The sequence below is a fragment of the Luteibacter sp. Sphag1AF genome (assembly GCF_014192715.1).
Taxonomy (GTDB): domain Bacteria; phylum Pseudomonadota; class Gammaproteobacteria; order Xanthomonadales; family Rhodanobacteraceae; genus Luteibacter.
Genome location: NZ_JACHYH010000002.1, coordinates 93,115 through 109,775 on the forward strand (window position 1 = coordinate 93,115; position 16,661 = coordinate 109,775).

Consider the following 16,661-nt stretch of genomic DNA (forward strand, 5'->3'; position numbering starts at 1 on the left):
CGACGATCAGGAACCGGACACGCGGGCCCCTCGGCACGCCCCACACAGGAACGTTGCGATGCCCTTCTTCCTTGAACATGCCCTGCGAATCACCTGGCTTGCCGTTCTGGGCTACTGGCTATGGGCCGCACGCTCGGCGAAACCGGCCCAGCAACAGGAATCGGGGGCCAAGCGCCTGCTGATGTACTGGCTACCGCTCATCTTCGCCGCACTGCTGTTGGGGCCGAGCGAATGGTTCGCCGGAAACATACTCCGCGAACAGTTCGTACCGCACAGCACGCTGGTCTACTCCGTGGGTCTTGCTCTATGCGTATCGGGTGCCACGCTGGCCATCCTTTCCCGCGTGATGCTCGGCCGAAACTGGAGCGCCACCGTCCAGTTGAAACAAGAACACGAACTCATCACCCACGGCCCCTACCGCTGGGTCAGGCACCCCATCTACACAGGCTTCCTCCTTCTGTTCCTCGGCAACGCCTTCATGGTCGGCGACTGGCGCGGCCTGCTTGCCGTAGCCATCGTGCTCATTTCGTTCTGGCGCAAGCTCCGCCTCGAAGAGACATGGCTGGCTGCGCACTTCGGGCAGGTCTACCGCGATTACCAGAGCCACACCAAGGCGCTTATTCCTGGGGTTCTTTGAGGGGGCTGGGGGGATCGCTCGCTTGGCACGCTTACGTTCTTTGCACAGGCGATTCGATCACGCAGACCAACAATAAAGCGGGCTGCCAAAAATGCCAGGCGCGCTGAGGGCCTCCTGACTAGTGCCCCAAAAGCAACAAAAGCGATCATGTTCTGGCTGATAAACCAACCAGTAACCCGCACTTCGCGCGACACACAATCCCGAAATGACACTTCCGTCCTTTGCGTCCGGGAAACCTGGCGGTGCAACTACGGCGCTGACTTGAAATGGCTCGCAGACATGACGCCGAATATCATTAGCCAGATTGAAAAAATAAATTTCTGCGTCCTCTGACGCGTCAACGTAAACTCCCGACACATCGGAAAGAGCCGCTTCTAGCCTTTCGATTGGTGAAATATTGGTCATATCCTAAGGAAACTCTGATTTTGCCCCGCGGTTGAAACGAAGCTCCCACCCACAGAGTGTAGAAGATGCCCGATCAGCTGACGTTAGCCACCCAGGCAGACCGTGGTTTCGAAGCGCATCGCAAGCCCACGCCGCGGGACGGGTTCCTGGCCGAGATGGACAAGGTGGTGCCGTGGTCGGAGGTGTGCGCGGCGGTGGAACATCCCTTGCGGGTAGTCAGACGCCAGTTTGGCCATGTGAAAGCCCGCTATCGCGGCTTGGCCAGGAACGGGGCACCGATGTTGACCTTGTTTACGCTGAGCAATGTGTGGATGGTGCGCGAGCGTCTGCAAGCGCAGACAGGGTAAGTGCGCCTGCTGCAGACATCGCAGTGGTATCACGCAGCAAAACGGGGTGCGAAATCGCCTCGTGACGAAGCAAATATCCGTTGGTGATCGTCAAGCGAGAGCGGGCACGATCACTGCCGTCAAAAAAGCGGGATGATCAGACCATCCCTAGAACGCCTATTTGTGGCAAAGCGTCGATCGCGTCGTGATTCCAATCAAGGTCAGCGGTGAGCCATCGAGCTTATCCGGTGGCCCGCCGCAGGCCAGGCCTTTGCGCACCGAAACCGTGCAACGGTTCCCGTGCGGGATGCCGCCTCGGTCGTTATCATCGACCCATGCCCCATCGCCCATGCGATGCCTCACGGAATCAGGGATGCCACCCCGATGAGTTTGCGTTCCCTGGCCCGCTCCATCGTGCTGCTGACCGCTTCGGTGAGCTGCGCGTGTGCCGCCTCAACCCCGCCCCCTGCGCCTAGCTCCTCTACCGTGCGCGTGCCCGTTCAAGGACACCCCATGACCTCCGTCGCATCGTCGCACTCGCCGGCGGCTGCGCGCGTTGCGCAGCAGCTGATGACCTTCCTGACCACCGTGCCCTCCAGCGAGGCCCTGACGGCCGACTATGTGGGTCAGCAGTTCGGGGCGACGCTCGCCGGGGACGGCGAGCGATCCGTGTATCGCAGCAGCGACCTGGGCAGCGGCTGGAACTATGGTGTGGCGGTCACGCCGGGCAACCGGACTATGAAACGCGGGTTTGAGTTTTGGTTCTACAACCCAATGCCGGGCGCTGACCCCACGCCGATTTGCGCCCTCAATCTGGATGCACTGCGCCAGCAGCTCGTGGCACACGGGTTTGTGGAACGCGTGGTCCCCTCTGAGAGGGGCGGCACCGACGGGAGTGACTTCTTGAAAGGCGACCTCGTGCTGACAGTCACCAGCCGAGATCTGGTGAACGCGCCCAACGGCGACGAATGCATCACCCGCTTGCAAACCACGGACGGTCGCTGAGCGACACGGAGGGAACCATGGCTACGTCCCACCCCTCCCTCGAGGCGGCCGTTGCTCAATTTGCCCAACAAGCCGACGCTGCGGGACGTGTTCCTGGCCGAGATGGACAAGGTGGTGCCGTCGTCGGCGCTGTGCGCGGTGATCGAACCGTTCTATCCCAAGGCGCGTACTGAAGGTGGCCGTCGCCCGGTGGACCTGGAGCGCATGCTGCGCATACCACTTCTTGCAGCAGTGGTATGCGTTGAGCGACTCGGCCGTGGAAGAAGTCCTGTATGCCTCGGCGTAGATGCGCCGATTCGTGGGCATCGACGTGGGCCGCGAGCCGGTGCCGGACGAAACGACGGTGTGTAAATTCCGGCATCTGCTGGATAAGCACCGTCTGGCCGAGCGCTCACCACGCTGTGGCACACCCTCATCCATGATGCGATGAAAAACGGCGTCATCGCACCAGAGGATCGTCTTGCTATCCAGGACGCCAAGCGCAAGGACGTCACCGATACCACCGGCGAGCGCGCTGCGAAAAAGGCAGGCAGCGGACACAAGTCCGATTCGATGCTTGGCTTACGACAAGAGCGTGCCCCGCGTCAGCACGCCGGGAGGTGTGTGATGGCGGGCGACCTTTCCGGCTTATGGTTACTTTCGTACCGTCTGCGAGGACCGCGTTTCCGTGCCGGACAAGGTGCGCGAGGACGCACAGGCGCTGCACGTGGTGCCGCCAAAACGGCGCTGAATATTATGCGGATTATTATGCAACGCAAAAAAAACGAAGGCCCCGCATCGCTGCGAGGCCTCGTAACTTACTGTTTCTGGCGGAGAGGGAGGGATTCGAACCCTCGGTACGCTTACACGTACGCCTGATTTCGAGTCAGGTACATTCGACCACTCTGCCACCTCTCCGTGAACGGTCGACGGCAGGGGTTGAACCCTGCCGGGCCCGCAATGATACGGCGTGAAATGCTCCGTGACAACAGGGATCGCATGGGGCATGCTCACCGTCGCGGGCCGGGGGGTTCCGCGGCGCCCTTTTCCCTACGTTTTCAGGCAACGCCAGACATTCATGATCGAGTTCGGACACGGCACGCATGCAGGCCTTCGGCGCACGCGCAACGAAGATACATACTATGCGGACGCCTCCCTCGGGCTATTCCTCGTGCTGGACGGCATGGGCGGCCATCGCCACGGCGAAGTGGCGGCGGCGGTCGCGCGTGATGGCGTGGTTGAACAGGTCAACAGCGGGCAGTCGCTGGCCGATGCCATCCGGCTGGTCAACGAGCAGCTGATTTCGAGGTCGCGCGGCCTCAGCGAGCAGCGTCCCATGGGTACGACCATTGCCGCGGTACGCATCGACAACGGAAGTTTCGAGGCGGCGTGGGTCGGCGACAGCCGGATTTACCGCTTTGACAGTCAGCTGGAACAGCTGTCGCACGACCATTCGCTGGTCGAGGCGCTGGTGAATGCCGGTGAGTTGACCGAAGCCGAGGCGCGCAGCCATCCCCAGCGCAATGTGCTGACCCAGGCGCTTGGCATCACGGCGCCCGGCCAACTGCATATCGGCCTGTGTCGCGGAACGCTGGCGCCGGGCATGCGTCTGCTCCTGTGCACCGATGGCCTCACCGATGAGGTGAATGAGGCACGGGTGGCCGGCATCGTCTCCCGCACCGACATCGCGGCGCAGGAGTGTGTGGATCATCTGCTGCTGGAAGCGCTGTCGGGTACGGCGCGCGACAACATCACGGCCATCCTGGTACGCGCTGCCACCTGATTCAGGCCTGCACCACGTCCGCAGCTTCCGCCTCAAGCTTGCGCCACATGCTGGTGCCGCCTGCCGCCTTGTCCAGAGCATCCAGACGCGCCATGTGTGCCGCCAGCTCTTCGGCATTGGCGCGCAGCACGCGCGGACGCGCGGTAATGGCGATGTCGTCGAGCACTGCCGTGTTGTTCTGGTTTGCTGACGGGTCGAACGCGAGATCCAGGGCAACCTGCCCCGTGGTCATCGCGATATAGACGTCCGCCAGCAACTGGGCATCGAGCAAGCCGCCGTGCAGGTCACGATGGGTGTTGTCTACACCCAGGCGCTTGCACAATGCGTCGAGGCTGTTGCGCTGCCCAGGATAACGCTCGCGCGCCATCAGCAATGTATCGAGCACACTCGCATGATCGCGCACGCGTCCGTACGACGCACCCGCACGCTTGAGCTCCGCATCCAGGAAGCCGATATCGAAGCTCGCGTTATGGATGATGAGTTCGGCGCCGGAAATGAACTCGATGAAATCGTCGACAATGTCCTTGAAAAAAGGCTTGTCGAGAAGAAACGCATCCTCGATGCCTGTCACCGCACGCGCACCTTCGTCGATGGCGCGCTCAGGATTCAGGTAGGTATGGAATGTGCGACCGCTGGGGCGGCGACCCACCATCTCCACCGCACCGATTTCGATGATGCGATGACCCAGGTGCGCTTCAAGACCGGTGGTTTCGGTATCGAGAACAACCTGCCTCATGCCACCTGCCCCTTTGCTTTATAAGCGATGGCCTGGTCGCGCGCGGCGACGTCCACGCGTTCGTTTTCCACGTGGCCGTTGTGGCCTTTTACCCATTCCCACGTCACCGTGTGTGCAGCGGCAGCCGCATCGAGGCGAATCCACAGATCCTGGTTCTTCACCGGCTTCTTGTCGGCCGTTTTCCAGCCGTTCTTGCGCCACTTGGGAACCCACTCCTGCACGCCCTGGATCACGTATTTGGAATCAGTCATCAGGTGCACGGCGCACGGGCGCGACAGGGCTTCAAGCGCCGAGATGGCGCCCATCATTTCCATGCGGTTGTTCGTTGTATCAGCTTCGCCACCGGCCAGCATTTTTTCGACGCCCTTGGCCCGCAACAAAGCGGCCCAGCCACCGGGGCCGGGGTTGCCGAGGCATGCGCCATCGGTGAAAGCAGCTACTACGTCAGTCATGGATGGTGTGTTTCCTGAGTATCAACGCGCGTTGCGACGCGCGCCTGAAGCAAGAGAGCCCGGCATGGGGGTAGGCACCGCTGCCAGACGGGGGCGTAAGGGTACGGTAGATGGGCGGCTCTTGCGCGCAATCACCACATATCCACCGCCGAAAACGGATTCCCCCACCCGGGTACTGTCGCTGCGCGGCAGGAAATGGCCAATGCGCCGCACGGGCTCCAGCTTCATGTCGTCACTGGCGAGGCGCTGACGCCACCACCAGGGCCAGGTCAGTCGCGGCGGTGCGGCGCCACCACGCCAGTGCACCCACGGAGACCACGGGCCCAGCGGGTGGACGCCGGCAATGGCCAGGGTGCCACCGGGCTCCAGCACGCGGATGGCTTCCGCCAGGAGCGCCGACGGGCGGGCGCTGACTTCCAGCGCGTGGCGCAGCAGCACCACGCCAAAGGCATCGTCGGCAAAGGGCAAGGGCTCCAGCCCGCTCGCCTGGATGTCCCCACCAAGCCGGGTGCCCTGAACCTGCACGCTCGCCCAGTGGCCCAGCAGCGGCAACGGCGGCGGCTCGGCGGCCACGGCGGGCAGCAGATGCAGCCCGTGCTCGCCCGTGCACCGCGCAAGGACGGGGCTCAAGGCGACCGCCTCATCGGCAAACAGGGCCTTCAAAGGGGCGCTGGAGTAGATATCTGGTTCAAATTTCGGCATTGGCTCGCCGGCCCGAGCGTACATGACTGCCAGTGTAGTGGCCCTTGGATGTCGGTTGCACGGTTAACAACTCACTAACGATCGGGATATACCCGGCTGATATAGTCCGGCCACCCCGCCGGCCGGATCCCGGATCGCGGGCGCCCAAGGCAGGCGACAAGCGGATGCTTCTCGCCACCGATGCGCAGGACAGCGCGAACGCTGGAGTGCTTCATTGCAACTGTTACCCGTACCGGCCCTGGCCGACAACTACATCTGGCTGGCTGCTGACGACGCGGGCAACGCGCTGGTAGTAGACCCCGGTGAGGCCGCTCCCGTGGAAGCGGCCCTGGCCGCGCGCGGCTGGACGCTGCGCCACATCCTGCTGACGCATCACCACAACGATCATATTGGCGGCGTGTTCGATCTGGTACGCGATCACGACGTTGAAGTGCATGCCCCGTTTGATACGCGCATTCCCTACGCCAGCCTGCGTGTGGAAGACGGCGAGGAAATTGTGCTGACCGAGCCTGCGGCGCGCTTCCGGGTCATGGCCGTGCCGGGTCACACCACCACTCATATTGCTTATTACGGCGAAGGGCTGCTTTTTTGCGGCGACACGCTGTTCAGCCTCGGCTGCGGCCGCCTCTTCGAAGGCACGCCCGAGCAGATGCTTCATTCGCTGGACGCGTTCGCCGCACTTCCCGGCAACACGCTGGTCTGCTGCGCGCACGAATACACCGCATCCAATGCCCGTTTCGCGCTCAGCGTCGATCCGGAAAATCCGGCGTTGCTTGAACGCAGCGCTGAAGTCACCGCGTTGCGTGACAAAGGACTGCCCAGCGTGCCGGACACCCTGGAGCGCGAACGCGCCGCCAATCCGTTTTTACGAGTGGACAGCGATGCGCTGGCGCGATGGGCGCAGGCACGCGGGGTCACTCCCTCGCGTGTTGAACGATTTGCGGCATTGCGTGCCGCCAAGGACGACTTCCGATCATGACCTCCACGTCGCACCACCGCCTTCTTGGCTTGCTTGTTCCCTGCGTTCTCACGGCGTGCGCCGGCGCTCCTCAGCGTCCCGCCCACCCGCCGCAGGTCAAACCGCCAGAGCCCGTGGTCAGCGATGTGGATGTCCGCCCCAAAATGCTTCGCGCTGCGCCGCCGGAAGACTTCTGGGCTGGCATGCGCGAAAGCTTCGCCCTGCCAGGTTGCAGCGCCGATCCGGCCGTCATGTCCTGGGCGCGCACCTATACGCGCAACCCGGCACGCTTTGAACAGCAGGTCAATGAAGTGCTGCCGCTGATCGTCTATGCGCACAAGTCGGCGATGCAGCATGGCGTCGCGGGTGAGTTCGCTCTGCTGCCCTGGGTGGAAAGCCAGTACCGTCACGTACCGGGGGCAAAGAACCGGCCCGCAGGCATGTGGCAGATCATGCCGCAAACAGCGCATACGCTGGGCCTGCGCGTTGAAAAGAACTACGACGAACGCCTGGACATCGCCGTGTCCACCGAAGCGGTGATGAACATGATGCGCCGGTACTACGACGATCTGGGCGACTGGCGTCTGGTGGATGTGGCGTACAACGCCGGTGAGTTTGGCCTCAAGAAGAAGATTGATGTGCACGGCACGCCGCCGGAAGAACCCGCCATTCCACAGTTGCCGATGAAGGCCAACACCCGTGAGCACCTGGTCAAGCTGATGGCCATTTCCTGCGTGGTGCGCAATCCCGAAAAATTCAACGTGCACCTGCCGCAGCAAAGCCTGGACGATGCGTTGCAGGTGGTGAAGGTCGACAATCCGCAGTCGTTGCAGACAGCGGCACGACGCTCGGGCCTGTCGATGGATGACCTTCGCGAATTCAATCCCGCGTATCGCACCACCAAGGGCACTATCGCTTCGTCGATGCTGCTGCCGAACTCTGCCGCCGAGCAGTATCGCGACGCGGTCAGCAGCGGCGACAACGCGCCTGACGCCGCTGTTGCGGAAGCCGCGGCGCCTGAAATCACCGCACCGAAAAGCAGCACCGCGAAGAAGGCCAAGGCGGACATCGCGGAAACCACGCATCGCGTCGGTTCCGGCGAATCGCTATGGACCATCGCGCGTCGCCACGCGGTCAGCGTGAAGCAGTTGATGCAGTGGAACGATCTGCACACACAGAACGTGAAGCCCGGCCAGGTACTGCGCCTCACCGCTTCGCGCTGACGCATGCGCAGGCGCGCCGCCCCCCGCGCGCCTCATCTGTCATCGCCAACGTTAATCCGGAGAATCTGACCATGGGCTTTCTTCACGGCAAGCGCGCCCTCATTGTGGGCATCGCCAGCAAACGCTCCATTGCATGGGGAATCGCCGAGGCCATGCATCGCGAAGGTGCGCAGCTGGCTTTCACCTATCAGAACGAACGCCTGAAAGATCGCGTGGATGAAGCGGCCAATGAGTTCTCGTCCAACATCGTGCTGGAGTGCGATGTGGCCAACGACGAGCACATCGAGCGCGTATTCCGGGATCTGGGTACGCACTGGGATGGTTTCGACATCCTGGTGCACTCCGTGGGTTTCGCTCCTCGCGAAGCGTTGCAGGGCGAGTATCTGGACAACCTTACGCGCGAGAATTTTTCCGTCGCGCACGACATTTCCAGTTACAGCCTGGCGGCACTGGCCAAGGCCGCGCGCCCGCAGATGAAGGGACGCAACGGCGCGATCCTCACGCTGAGCTATCTCGGTGCGGAACGCGCATTACCCGGCTACAACGTGATGGGTCTGGCCAAGGCCAGCCTGGAAACGAACGTGCGCTACCTCGCTTATAACCTCGGGCCGGAAGGCACGCGCGTCAACGCCATTTCTGCCGGCCCCATCAAGACGCTGGCCGCGTCGGGCGTCGGTGGCTTTGGCGGCATCCTCAAGGTGGTCAGAGAGGTGTCGCCGCTTCGGCGCAACGTCACGCAGGAAGAAGTCGGCAACGTGGCCGCGTTCCTTTGCTCAGACCTCGCCTCGGGCGTGACTGGCGAAGTGACCTACGTGGATGGCGGATTCAATATTGTGGGGATGACCGGCGTTTCATAACGCCCCGACGCGCGTCACCGCAACAAAAAAAGACGCCCCTCGTACGAGGGGCGTCTTCTTATGTGACGCAGCAATTGCGAGGCTTACATGCGATCTTCAGCAATCTTCACTTCGGCCTTGGCCTTCAACGCATCAATGTATTCAAGCGTGGCGGCGTAAGCATTCAGGTCCATCATCTGGCCGCGAACAGCGTCGCGCTGGGCCTTCTCGACCTTGGACGGATCACCCTCGGTGACCTTGTCGACGGCCAGCACGGCGTACGTGCCGTTGCCCGTGGCCACAGCGGTCCAGCTCGGCTTGCCTGCCACCGGACGCGGAGCCGTGAACACCACCGGCAGCAAGGCGGGCGGAAGCGTGGCCGCGGTGGCGCGGTCACGGCGATCAAGCTCAGCAACGGTCTTGATCGGTGCCTTGATCAGCGTGGCAGCATCGCCACCCTTCTGCAGTTCGGCCAGCAGCGCGTCGGACTGCTTCTTCGCAAGCACTTCCACGCGCTCATCAAGGATGCTCTGGCGGACGGCATCGCGAACGTCGGCAAGCGCCTTGGGCGTGGCCGGCACGTGCTTGGCAAGATGCATCACGATGGCGTCGTCGTTGGACAACTGCACCAGCGACGAGTTGTTGCCCTGAACCAGCACGTCGTCCGCAAAGGCAACGGTCACGAACTTGGGATTGGCTGCCAGGCCTTCGCCGCCCGTACGGGCAAACATCGGCGAGGTCTGGATGGTCAGACCCATTTCCTTGGCGGTCGGCTCAAGCGAACCGGCGTTATGTTCGGTCGAATCGGCCAGCTGACCTGCACGCTCGTTGTACAGACGGGCACGCTCGGCCTTCGTCCAGTCAGCCGCCAGTTCACCGCGGACTTCTTCAAACGGCTTGGCGTTGCCGGTGCGCGCATCGCGCAGCCAGATGATGTGATAACCCTCGTCCGGCGACAGCACCGGCTTGGAAATCTCGCCCTTGTGCATGGAGAAAAGCGCGGTATCGAACGCGGCATTGGCCACGCCCTTTTCCAGCCAGCCCAGATCGCCACCAAGGCGACGGGAGCCCAGATCTTCGGAGTTGTCCTGCGCGAGCTTCGCGAAGTTTTCCGGCGTGGCTTCCGACGCGATCTTCGTCGCCTTGTCGAGCGCGGCCTTCTGCTGCTCCGGCGTGGCGTTCTTCGGCACGTTGATGAGGATGTGTGATACCTCGCGCTGTTCCGGCTGTGCGTAGCGCTGCTTGTTCTTCTCAAAGAACTCGTGCAGCTGAGCATCCGTCGGCTCATCCAGCTTCAGCTCCGAGCCCTTCACCTCCAGGTACTGGACCGACACCTGTTCGGGCGTGGTGTACTGGGCAATGTGGGACTTGTAGTACGCCTCAAGCTCGGCATCGGACACGTTGCTGTCCGGCAGTTCCGGACGCGGCAGCTCGGCATAGCGCAGGTCGCGCTTCTGACCGGCAATGCGGAAGTACGCATCCAGCTCGGCATCCGTGGCGATGGTAGTCGCCGAGATGGCGCCAGGCAGAAGGCTGACTTCCAGCGAGTTGCGGGTCTTGGTTTCGTAGCCAACCGGCGTGAGGCCCATGTTGGCCAGCACAGCCTGATACACCTTCGGACTGAAAGCGCCATCGACCTGGAAGCCCGGATCGCTGGCGATGACATCGCGCACGGCGTCATTGGTCACGACCAGACCGAGGTCGGTGGCTGCCTGGCGCAGCACCACCTGGTTGATCAGGCGGTCCAGCACCTGGCGCTTCATTTCCGGCTTTTCGAAATCAGCAGGCGTATAAGGCGAGTTCGGTGTCTGGGCAGCATTCTGTCGCGCGTCGTTCAGCGCCGACTGCATGTCTTGCTGGGAGATCTCGTGATCACCAACCTTGGCGACGAAGGTGTCGACACGGTTCATGAAGTACGACTCGATACCGAAGAAGGCGACCGCAAATACGCAGACGCCGAGCACCAGGATCGAGGGCCATCCGGACAGCTTGTTACGCAGTGCTTGCAGCATGATGCGACTCGCGGTTCATGCCATCGTTTTATCGACGGCTGTAGACAAAACAAAGGCGCCACACGGGCGCCTTTGCAGACTATGGCGGAGTGGACGGGACTCGAACCCGCGACCTCCGGCGTGACAGGCCAGCATTCTAACCGACTGAACTACCACTCCGCGTCCGTTGGTGGGTGCTGAGGGGATCGAACCCCCGACCAGCGCCGTGTAAAGGCGACGCTCTACCGCTGAGCTAAGCACCCAATAACGGGGAGCTGGTTAGTTTAGGTGATCCTTGAGCGCCTTGCCAGCCTTGAATGCCGGAACGTTGGACGCGTTGATCTTGATTTCTTCATTCGTGCGCGGGTTGCGACCCGTGCGGGCAGCGCGCTTGCGCGCCGTGAACGTGCCGAAGCCGACGAGAGCAACGTCTTCGTTATGCTTCAGGCGATCCTTCACGATTTCCATCAGGGCATCGAGAGCACGGCCAGCGTCCGCCTTGGTCAGCTCGGAGCGTTCTGCGATGGCGGTGATGAGTTCGGATTTATTCATTACGTGAGACTCCCTTGAACAGTGATTCGGCCCGCGTGGTTCGTTTGGGACGAGAAGACATCAGGTCGGATGAGCACGTGGCGGCAGATCCGACCCCGCTATCTGAAACGTACCGTTGCGATACGGCATGATTGCGGTGCCGCCTTTATACCAGCGCCCCGGAACCATCGCAATACGAGCAATGCCAAGGCTTTCAGCCCGGATGCATATATCGGCGGCCCTTGCGGCGAACGCAAAAAACGGTTAATGGCGCATTGCAACACGCACATCCAGATGCAAACGAGGACGTGCTGATACACGCCCTCGTTTGCTGATTACAACGCCATCAATGACGCACGGAAGGTGAGCGCTTTCCATCAGCGGGAGGCTCGTCACGTGCCACCTCGACCTTCTCACCCGATGCATTGGGGCTGAGCGGACGCTCCAGTGCCAGATCAAGCACTTCGTCGATCCAGCGTACCGGGTGGATGCTGAGCGAACCGGTGATGTTCTCCGGAATATCGACCAGATCCTTCCGGTTCTCGTCCGGAATGATGACCGTGGTGATGCCGCCACGATGAGCCGCCAGCAGCTTCTCTTTCAGGCCACCAATCGGCAGCACGCGACCACGCAGCGTGATCTCGCCTGTCATGGCCACCTCCGAACGCACAGGCACCTTGGTCAGGGCCGACACCAGCGCCGTGCACATGGCGATACCGGCACTCGGACCATCCTTGGGCGTTGCACCTTCCGGCACGTGGATGTGGATGTCGAACTTCTGGTGGAACTCCGGATCAATGCCCAGGGCATCGGCACGCGCACGCACCACGCTGAGGGCCGCCTGGATGGACTCCTTCATGACGTCGCCAAGCTGACCGGTATGCACCAGTCGACCCTTGCCCGGAACGATGGACGCTTCGATGCTGAGCAGATCGCCGCCCACCTGCGTCCAGGCCAGGCCCGTGACCAGGCCCACTTCGTTCTGCAGTTCCGCCCGACCGAAGTCGAAACGACGCACACCCAGGTAATGATCGAGGTTCGACGCATCCACCTTGACGGCGGCAGGTGCAACTACCTTGCTCTTCGCCGCGGCAGCTTTCGTTGCCTTCTTCGGCTTGGCCTTCGCATGTGCAGGCACCGTACCCAGCGCAATCTCCTTGACCACCTTGCGGCAGATTTTCGAGATTTCGCGCTCAAGGTTACGGACGCCCGATTCGCGCGTGTAGTAGCGCACGATGTCGCGCACGGCGTCCGGTGCAATGGACAGCTCGTCCGGATTCAGACCGTTGGCCTTCAACTGCTTCGGCAGCAGATAACGCTGCGCGATGGCCATCTTCTCGTCTTCGGTGTAACCCGGAATACGGATGACTTCCATGCGGTCAAGCAACGGGCCGGGAATATTCAGTGAGTTGGCCGTGGCAATCCACATCACTTCGGAGAGGTCGAGATCCACCTCAAGATAGTGATCGTTGAATGCGTTGTTCTGCTCCGGGTCCAGCACTTCCAGAAGCGCGGACGACGGATCGCCACGGAAGTCCATCGACATCTTGTCGATCTCGTCCAGAACAAAAAGCGGGTTCTTCGTGCCGACCTTCGTCAGATTCTGCACGATGCGGCCCGGCATCGAACCGATGTACGTGCGGCGATGACCGCGGATTTCAGCCTCATCGCGCACGCCGCCCAGGCTCATGCGAACGAACTTGCGGTTGGTTGCTTTCGCAATGGACTGACCCAGCGATGTCTTGCCCACGCCGGGCGGCCCGACGAGGCAGAGGATCGGACCCTTCATGGTGTTCACGCGCTGCTGTACCGCGAGGTACTCAAGGATGCGCTCCTTGACCTTCTCCAGGCCAAAGTGATCGGCATCGAGCACTTCCTGCGCCAAGGCGAGATCCTTGCGAACCTTGCTGCGCTTTTTCCACGGCACGCCAACCACCCAGTCAAGGTAGTTGCGCACGACGGTCGCCTCGGCAGACATCGGCGACATCTGCTTGAGCTTGTTGAATTCCTGGCGAGCCTTGGCCAGCACAGCCTTGGGCATGCCGGCAGCTTCAATCTTCTTCTGAAGCTCTTCAACCTCGTTCGTACCCTCTTCGCCCTCACCCAGTTCCTTCTGGATGGCCTTCATCTGTTCGTTGAGGTAGTACTCGCGCTGACTCTTTTCCATCTGCGACTTCACGCGACCGCGGATGCGCTTCTCGACCTGCTGCAGATCCATCTCGCCGTCGACCAGGCCGATCAGCAGCTCAAGACGCTGACCAACATCCGCCGTTTCAAGCACGCGCTGCTTGTCAGCCATGCGCACGGAAAGATGAGCCGCAATGGAGTCGGCCAGACGCGACGGATCGTCAATGCCGGACAGCGTGGCGAGAATTTCCGGCGGCAGCTTGCGGCTCTGCTTCACCAGTTGCTCGAACAACGACACGAGCGAACGCGATACGACATCCAGTTCGCGTTCGTTGCTGCTGTATTCCGGCTCAACCACGTGCGCTTTGCCGCTGAGCATGCCGGCGTCGTCCACGAAGGAATCAATCGCCACGCGCGCCTGCCCCTCGACCAGCACCTTGACGGTGCCGTCGGGCAATTTCAGCAGTTGCAGGACGCCCGCCAGCGTGCCGACCTTGTGCAGGTCGTCGATAGCCGGGTCGTCGATGTCGGGGCTCTTCTGCGCCACGAGAAGAATCTGGCGCTCACCCTCCATCGCGCTCTCAAGAGCGCGCATGGATTTGTCGCGGCCAACGAAAAGCGGGATCACCATGTGGGGGTAAACCACAACGTCCCGCAGCGGCAGCACGGGCAGCAGATCCAGTTCGTTGGCGGTCGACGTAACAGGCCGGTTCTTCGCCATGTGTATTTAATTCCCTGGGAATGATGGGCTCGCCCCGACACTGCGCCGGGGCCGCATAGACGTCAAGTGGTGGCGGCCAGTAATCGCATCAAGTGCGCGGCGCCATAAGAAAATTCGCAAAACAAAACGGCCCCGGAGCCGTGAAGCGCCGGGGCCGTTCATTCACGCTACAGCAGGACGCGGGATCAGGCCGCGTCACCACCCTCACCCGCCACACGCTGCTGTTGCAGGTTGCCGCGGTAGATGAGGTAGGGCTCTGCCTGGCCGTCGATGACTGCGTCATCCACAACCACCTTGCTGACATGCTCCAGCGAGGGCAGCTCAAACATCGTGTCCAGAAGCACCTGCTCAAGAATGGTGCGCAGACCACGTGCACCCGTCTTGCGCTTCAGGGCGCGCTTGGCGATGGCCGACAGGGCCTCGGGGCGGAATTCGAGCTCCGCACCTTCCATGTCGAACAGCTTTTTGAACTGCTTGGTGACGGCGTTTTTCGGCTCGGTAAGAATCTGCACGAGTGCAGCCTCATCGAGCTCGTCCAACGTGGCGACGACCGGCAGGCGACCGACAAACTCGGGGATCAGACCAAAACGCACCAGATCAGCCGGCTCCACTTCGGAAAGAAGCTTGCCCACATTCTCCGTGCGCTCCTTGCTGCGTATTTCCGCACCAAAGCCGATACCCGTGGTCTCGGAGCGCTGCTGAATCACTTTCTCAAGGCCAGCAAACGCACCACCCACGATGAACAGGATGTTGCGCGTGTCCACCTGCAGGAATTCCTGCTGCGGATGCTTGCGACCGCCCTGCGGCGGCACCGAAGCGAGCGTGCCTTCGATCAGCTTGAGAAGTGCCTGCTGCACACCTTCGCCGGACACATCGCGGGTGATCGACGGGTTTTCGCTCTTGCGCGAAATCTTGTCGATCTCGTCGATATAGACGATGCCGCTCTGCGCCTTTTCGACGTCGTAGTCGCACTTCTGCAGAAGCTTCTGAATGATGTTTTCGACGTCTTCGCCAACGTAGCCGGCCTCGGTCAACGTCGTGGCATCCGCAATGGTGAACGGCACGTTGAGCAGGCGCGCCAGCGTTTCCGCAAGCAGCGTCTTGCCCGAACCGGTCGGACCAATCAGGAGGATGTTGGACTTGCCAAGCTCGACGTCGTCGCTCTTCTGACGCGATTCCATACGCTTGTAGTGGTTGTATACCGCCACCGACAGAGCTTTCTTTGCACGAGTCTGACCCACGACGTACTGGTCGAGGGCTTCCATGATCTCGCGCGGCTTCGGGAGCTGGGTACGGCCAGAGGCCGCCTTCTCTTCGAGCTCTTCGCGGATGATGTCGTTGCACAGTTCAACGCATTCATCGCAGATGAATACGCTGGGACCCGCAATCAGCTTGCGCACTTCGTGCTGGCTCTTTCCGCAGAAAGAGCAGTAAAGAATTTTGCCGCTGTCGTTGGAACGGCCCTGCCGCTCGTCGCTCATGCTGTAGGCCCTACTGTCAATCTAGATGCGCTTTGAGAATAGCACAGCACTTCGCCCCTGGGGTTCAGGGGCGAAGTGCCGGATTGCAAAGCGAAAAGTGTCAAGCGGAACGGACGGTTTCGACCGGACGCTTGCCGAGAACCAAGTCGATCAGGCCATAAGCCTGAGCTTCTGCGCCGCTCATGAAGCGGTCGCGCTCGGTATCACGGGCAATTTCCTCGACCGGCTTGCCGCTGTGGTGCGCCATGATCGCATTCAGGCGCTCACGCATCGTGAGAATTTCACGGGCGTGAATTTCGATATCCGTCGCCTGACCCGAGATGCCGCCAGCCCAGGGCTGGTGGATCATGATGCGCGAGTGCGGCAGCGAATAACGCTTGCCAGCCGCACCGGCCGAGAGCAGCAACGCACCCATGCTGGCCGCCTGGCCGATGCACATGGTGCTGACATCCGGCTTGATGAACTGCATCGTGTCGTAGATCGCCATACCCGCGGTGACAGAACCACCCGGGCTGTTGATGTACAGATTGATGTCTTTGTCCGGATTTTCGGATTCGAGGAACAGCAGCTGGGCAACGACCACATTTGCCATGTAGTCGTCGACCGGGCCGACCAGAAAGATCACGCGCTCTTTGAGGAGGCGCGAGTAAATGTCGTACGAACGCTCGCCGCGTGCGGTCTGCTCGACGACGATGGGCACCAAATTGAGGTTCTGGATCGGAGCCATGGACATGTCACTCTCTCCTGGAGATGGGGCCCTGGGGATGG

At 61.7% G+C, this 16,661-nt stretch carries 14 protein-coding genes, 3 tRNA genes and 2 pseudogenes; 8 read left to right on the forward strand and 11 right to left on the reverse strand.

What is annotated here, in order from left to right; all coding sequences use genetic code 11:
- Positions 1-58: 58 nt before the first annotated feature.
- From FHW69_RS07275 to FHW69_RS07290, 4 genes and pseudogenes are all read left to right on the forward strand, one after another.
- Complete coding sequence (locus tag FHW69_RS07275) at positions 59-637, forward strand: isoprenylcysteine carboxylmethyltransferase family protein (protein WP_183422401.1); 579 nt, start codon at positions 59-61, stop codon at positions 635-637.
- A 581-nt stretch (positions 638-1,218) separates the two neighbouring features.
- Positions 1,219-1,389, forward strand: a pseudogene (locus FHW69_RS19000) (IS5/IS1182 family transposase); the annotation flags it as partial.
- Between the two features lie 492 nt (positions 1,390-1,881).
- Complete coding sequence (locus FHW69_RS07285) at positions 1,882-2,373, forward strand: hypothetical protein (RefSeq protein ID WP_183422403.1); 492 nt, start codon at positions 1,882-1,884, stop codon at positions 2,371-2,373.
- A gap of 51 nt (positions 2,374-2,424) precedes the next feature.
- A pseudogene (locus tag FHW69_RS07290) lies at positions 2,425-2,761 on the forward strand (transposase); the annotation flags it as partial.
- 419 nt (positions 2,762-3,180) lie between these two features.
- Here the strand turns inward: FHW69_RS07290 and FHW69_RS07295 are convergent.
- Positions 3,181-3,270: transfer RNA gene (locus FHW69_RS07295), tRNA-Ser, on the reverse strand.
- Positions 3,271-3,430: 160 nt separating this feature from the next.
- Between FHW69_RS07295 and FHW69_RS07300 the strand changes: the two genes are divergently transcribed.
- Positions 3,431-4,135, forward strand: a complete 705-nt coding sequence (locus tag FHW69_RS07300) for a protein phosphatase 2C domain-containing protein (RefSeq protein WP_183422404.1) — start codon at positions 3,431-3,433, stop codon at positions 4,133-4,135.
- 1 nt (position 4,136) lies between these two features.
- Here the strand turns inward: FHW69_RS07300 and dnaQ are convergent, their stop codons facing one another.
- From dnaQ to FHW69_RS07315, 3 genes are read right to left on the reverse strand one after another with little or no spacing between them, the layout of a single operon-like run.
- Positions 4,137-4,871, reverse strand: a complete 735-nt coding sequence (gene dnaQ / locus FHW69_RS07305; RefSeq protein WP_183422405.1) for a DNA polymerase III subunit epsilon — start codon at positions 4,869-4,871, stop codon at positions 4,137-4,139.
- The gene (rnhA, locus tag FHW69_RS07310) at positions 4,868-5,323 is read right to left on the reverse strand and encodes a ribonuclease HI (protein WP_183422406.1); all 456 of its coding nucleotides are present in this window, start codon (positions 5,321-5,323) and stop codon (positions 4,868-4,870) included. The genes dnaQ and rnhA overlap by 4 nt, the downstream gene beginning before the upstream one ends.
- Before the next feature lie 21 nt (positions 5,324-5,344).
- On the reverse strand, positions 5,345-6,025 hold the full coding sequence (locus FHW69_RS07315) for a methyltransferase domain-containing protein (protein WP_183422407.1): 681 nt from the start codon (positions 6,023-6,025) through the stop codon (positions 5,345-5,347).
- A 214-nt stretch (positions 6,026-6,239) separates the two neighbouring features.
- Here FHW69_RS07315 and gloB point away from each other — a divergent pair, with 214 nt between their 5' ends.
- The 3 genes from gloB to FHW69_RS07330 all read left to right on the forward strand — a co-directional run bounded on the left by gloB (position 6,240) and on the right by FHW69_RS07330 (position 9,063).
- On the forward strand, positions 6,240-7,004 hold the full coding sequence (gene gloB, locus FHW69_RS07320) for a hydroxyacylglutathione hydrolase (RefSeq protein ID WP_183422408.1): 765 nt from the start codon (positions 6,240-6,242) through the stop codon (positions 7,002-7,004).
- Positions 7,001-8,206, forward strand: a complete 1,206-nt coding sequence (locus tag FHW69_RS07325; RefSeq protein WP_183422409.1) for a transglycosylase SLT domain-containing protein — start codon at positions 7,001-7,003, stop codon at positions 8,204-8,206. The genes gloB and FHW69_RS07325 overlap by 4 nt, the downstream gene beginning before the upstream one ends.
- Before the next feature lie 71 nt (positions 8,207-8,277).
- Positions 8,278-9,063, forward strand: a complete 786-nt coding sequence (locus FHW69_RS07330; RefSeq protein WP_183422410.1) for an enoyl-ACP reductase — start codon at positions 8,278-8,280, stop codon at positions 9,061-9,063.
- An 83-nt stretch (positions 9,064-9,146) separates the two neighbouring features.
- Here FHW69_RS07330 and FHW69_RS07335 read toward each other — a convergent pair whose 3' ends face one another.
- The 7 genes from FHW69_RS07335 to clpP form a co-directional block, all read right to left on the reverse strand.
- A complete protein-coding gene (locus FHW69_RS07335; RefSeq protein WP_183422411.1) occupies positions 9,147-11,054 on the reverse strand; it encodes a SurA N-terminal domain-containing protein in 1,908 nt (635 codons plus the stop codon).
- An 82-nt stretch (positions 11,055-11,136) separates the two neighbouring features.
- Positions 11,137-11,213 (reverse strand) — tRNA-Asp (locus tag FHW69_RS07340).
- An 8-nt stretch (positions 11,214-11,221) separates the two neighbouring features.
- Positions 11,222-11,296, reverse strand: a tRNA-Val gene (locus FHW69_RS07345).
- A gap of 16 nt (positions 11,297-11,312) precedes the next feature.
- The gene (locus FHW69_RS07350) at positions 11,313-11,585 is read right to left on the reverse strand and encodes an HU family DNA-binding protein (protein ID WP_183422412.1); all 273 of its coding nucleotides are present in this window, start codon (positions 11,583-11,585) and stop codon (positions 11,313-11,315) included.
- A 325-nt stretch (positions 11,586-11,910) separates the two neighbouring features.
- Positions 11,911-14,412, reverse strand: a complete 2,502-nt coding sequence (lon, locus tag FHW69_RS07355; protein ID WP_183422413.1) for an endopeptidase La — start codon at positions 14,410-14,412, stop codon at positions 11,911-11,913.
- Between the two features lie 185 nt (positions 14,413-14,597).
- Entirely contained in the window at positions 14,598-15,893 is a 1,296-nt protein-coding gene (gene clpX / locus FHW69_RS07360; RefSeq protein ID WP_183422414.1) for an ATP-dependent Clp protease ATP-binding subunit ClpX, read from the reverse strand.
- Positions 15,894-15,993: 100 nt separating this feature from the next.
- Positions 15,994-16,626 carry an ATP-dependent Clp endopeptidase proteolytic subunit ClpP gene (clpP, locus tag FHW69_RS07365; protein WP_221195455.1) on the reverse strand — a complete coding sequence of 211 codons (633 nt, stop codon included), beginning with the start codon at positions 16,624-16,626 and terminating at the stop codon, positions 15,994-15,996.
- Positions 16,627-16,661 lie beyond the last annotated feature (35 nt).

Coding starts and splice junctions, on each gene's coding strand:
- FHW69_RS07275 (WP_183422401.1), top strand. CDS start 59: ATGCCCTTCTTCCTTGAACATGCCCTGCGAATCACCTGGCTTGCCGTT.
- FHW69_RS07285 (WP_183422403.1), top strand. CDS start 1,882: ATGACCTCCGTCGCATCGTCGCACTCGCCGGCGGCTGCGCGCGTTGCG.
- FHW69_RS07300 (WP_183422404.1), top strand. CDS start 3,431: ATGATCGAGTTCGGACACGGCACGCATGCAGGCCTTCGGCGCACGCGC.
- dnaQ (WP_183422405.1), bottom strand. CDS start 4,871: ATGAGGCAGGTTGTTCTCGATACCGAAACCACCGGTCTTGAAGCGCAC.
- rnhA (WP_183422406.1), bottom strand. CDS start 5,323: ATGACTGACGTAGTAGCTGCTTTCACCGATGGCGCATGCCTCGGCAAC.
- FHW69_RS07315 (WP_183422407.1), bottom strand. CDS start 6,025: ATGCCGAAATTTGAACCAGATATCTACTCCAGCGCCCCTTTGAAGGCC.
- FHW69_RS07325 (WP_183422409.1), top strand. CDS start 7,001: ATGACCTCCACGTCGCACCACCGCCTTCTTGGCTTGCTTGTTCCCTGC.
- FHW69_RS07330 (WP_183422410.1), top strand. CDS start 8,278: ATGGGCTTTCTTCACGGCAAGCGCGCCCTCATTGTGGGCATCGCCAGC.
- FHW69_RS07335 (WP_183422411.1), bottom strand. CDS start 11,054: ATGCTGCAAGCACTGCGTAACAAGCTGTCCGGATGGCCCTCGATCCTG.
- FHW69_RS07350 (WP_183422412.1), bottom strand. CDS start 11,585: ATGAATAAATCCGAACTCATCACCGCCATCGCAGAACGCTCCGAGCTG.
- lon (WP_183422413.1), bottom strand. CDS start 14,412: ATGGCGAAGAACCGGCCTGTTACGTCGACCGCCAACGAACTGGATCTG.
- clpX (WP_183422414.1), bottom strand. CDS start 15,893: ATGAGCGACGAGCGGCAGGGCCGTTCCAACGACAGCGGCAAAATTCTT.
- clpP (WP_221195455.1), bottom strand. CDS start 16,626: ATGTCCATGGCTCCGATCCAGAACCTCAATTTGGTGCCCATCGTCGTC.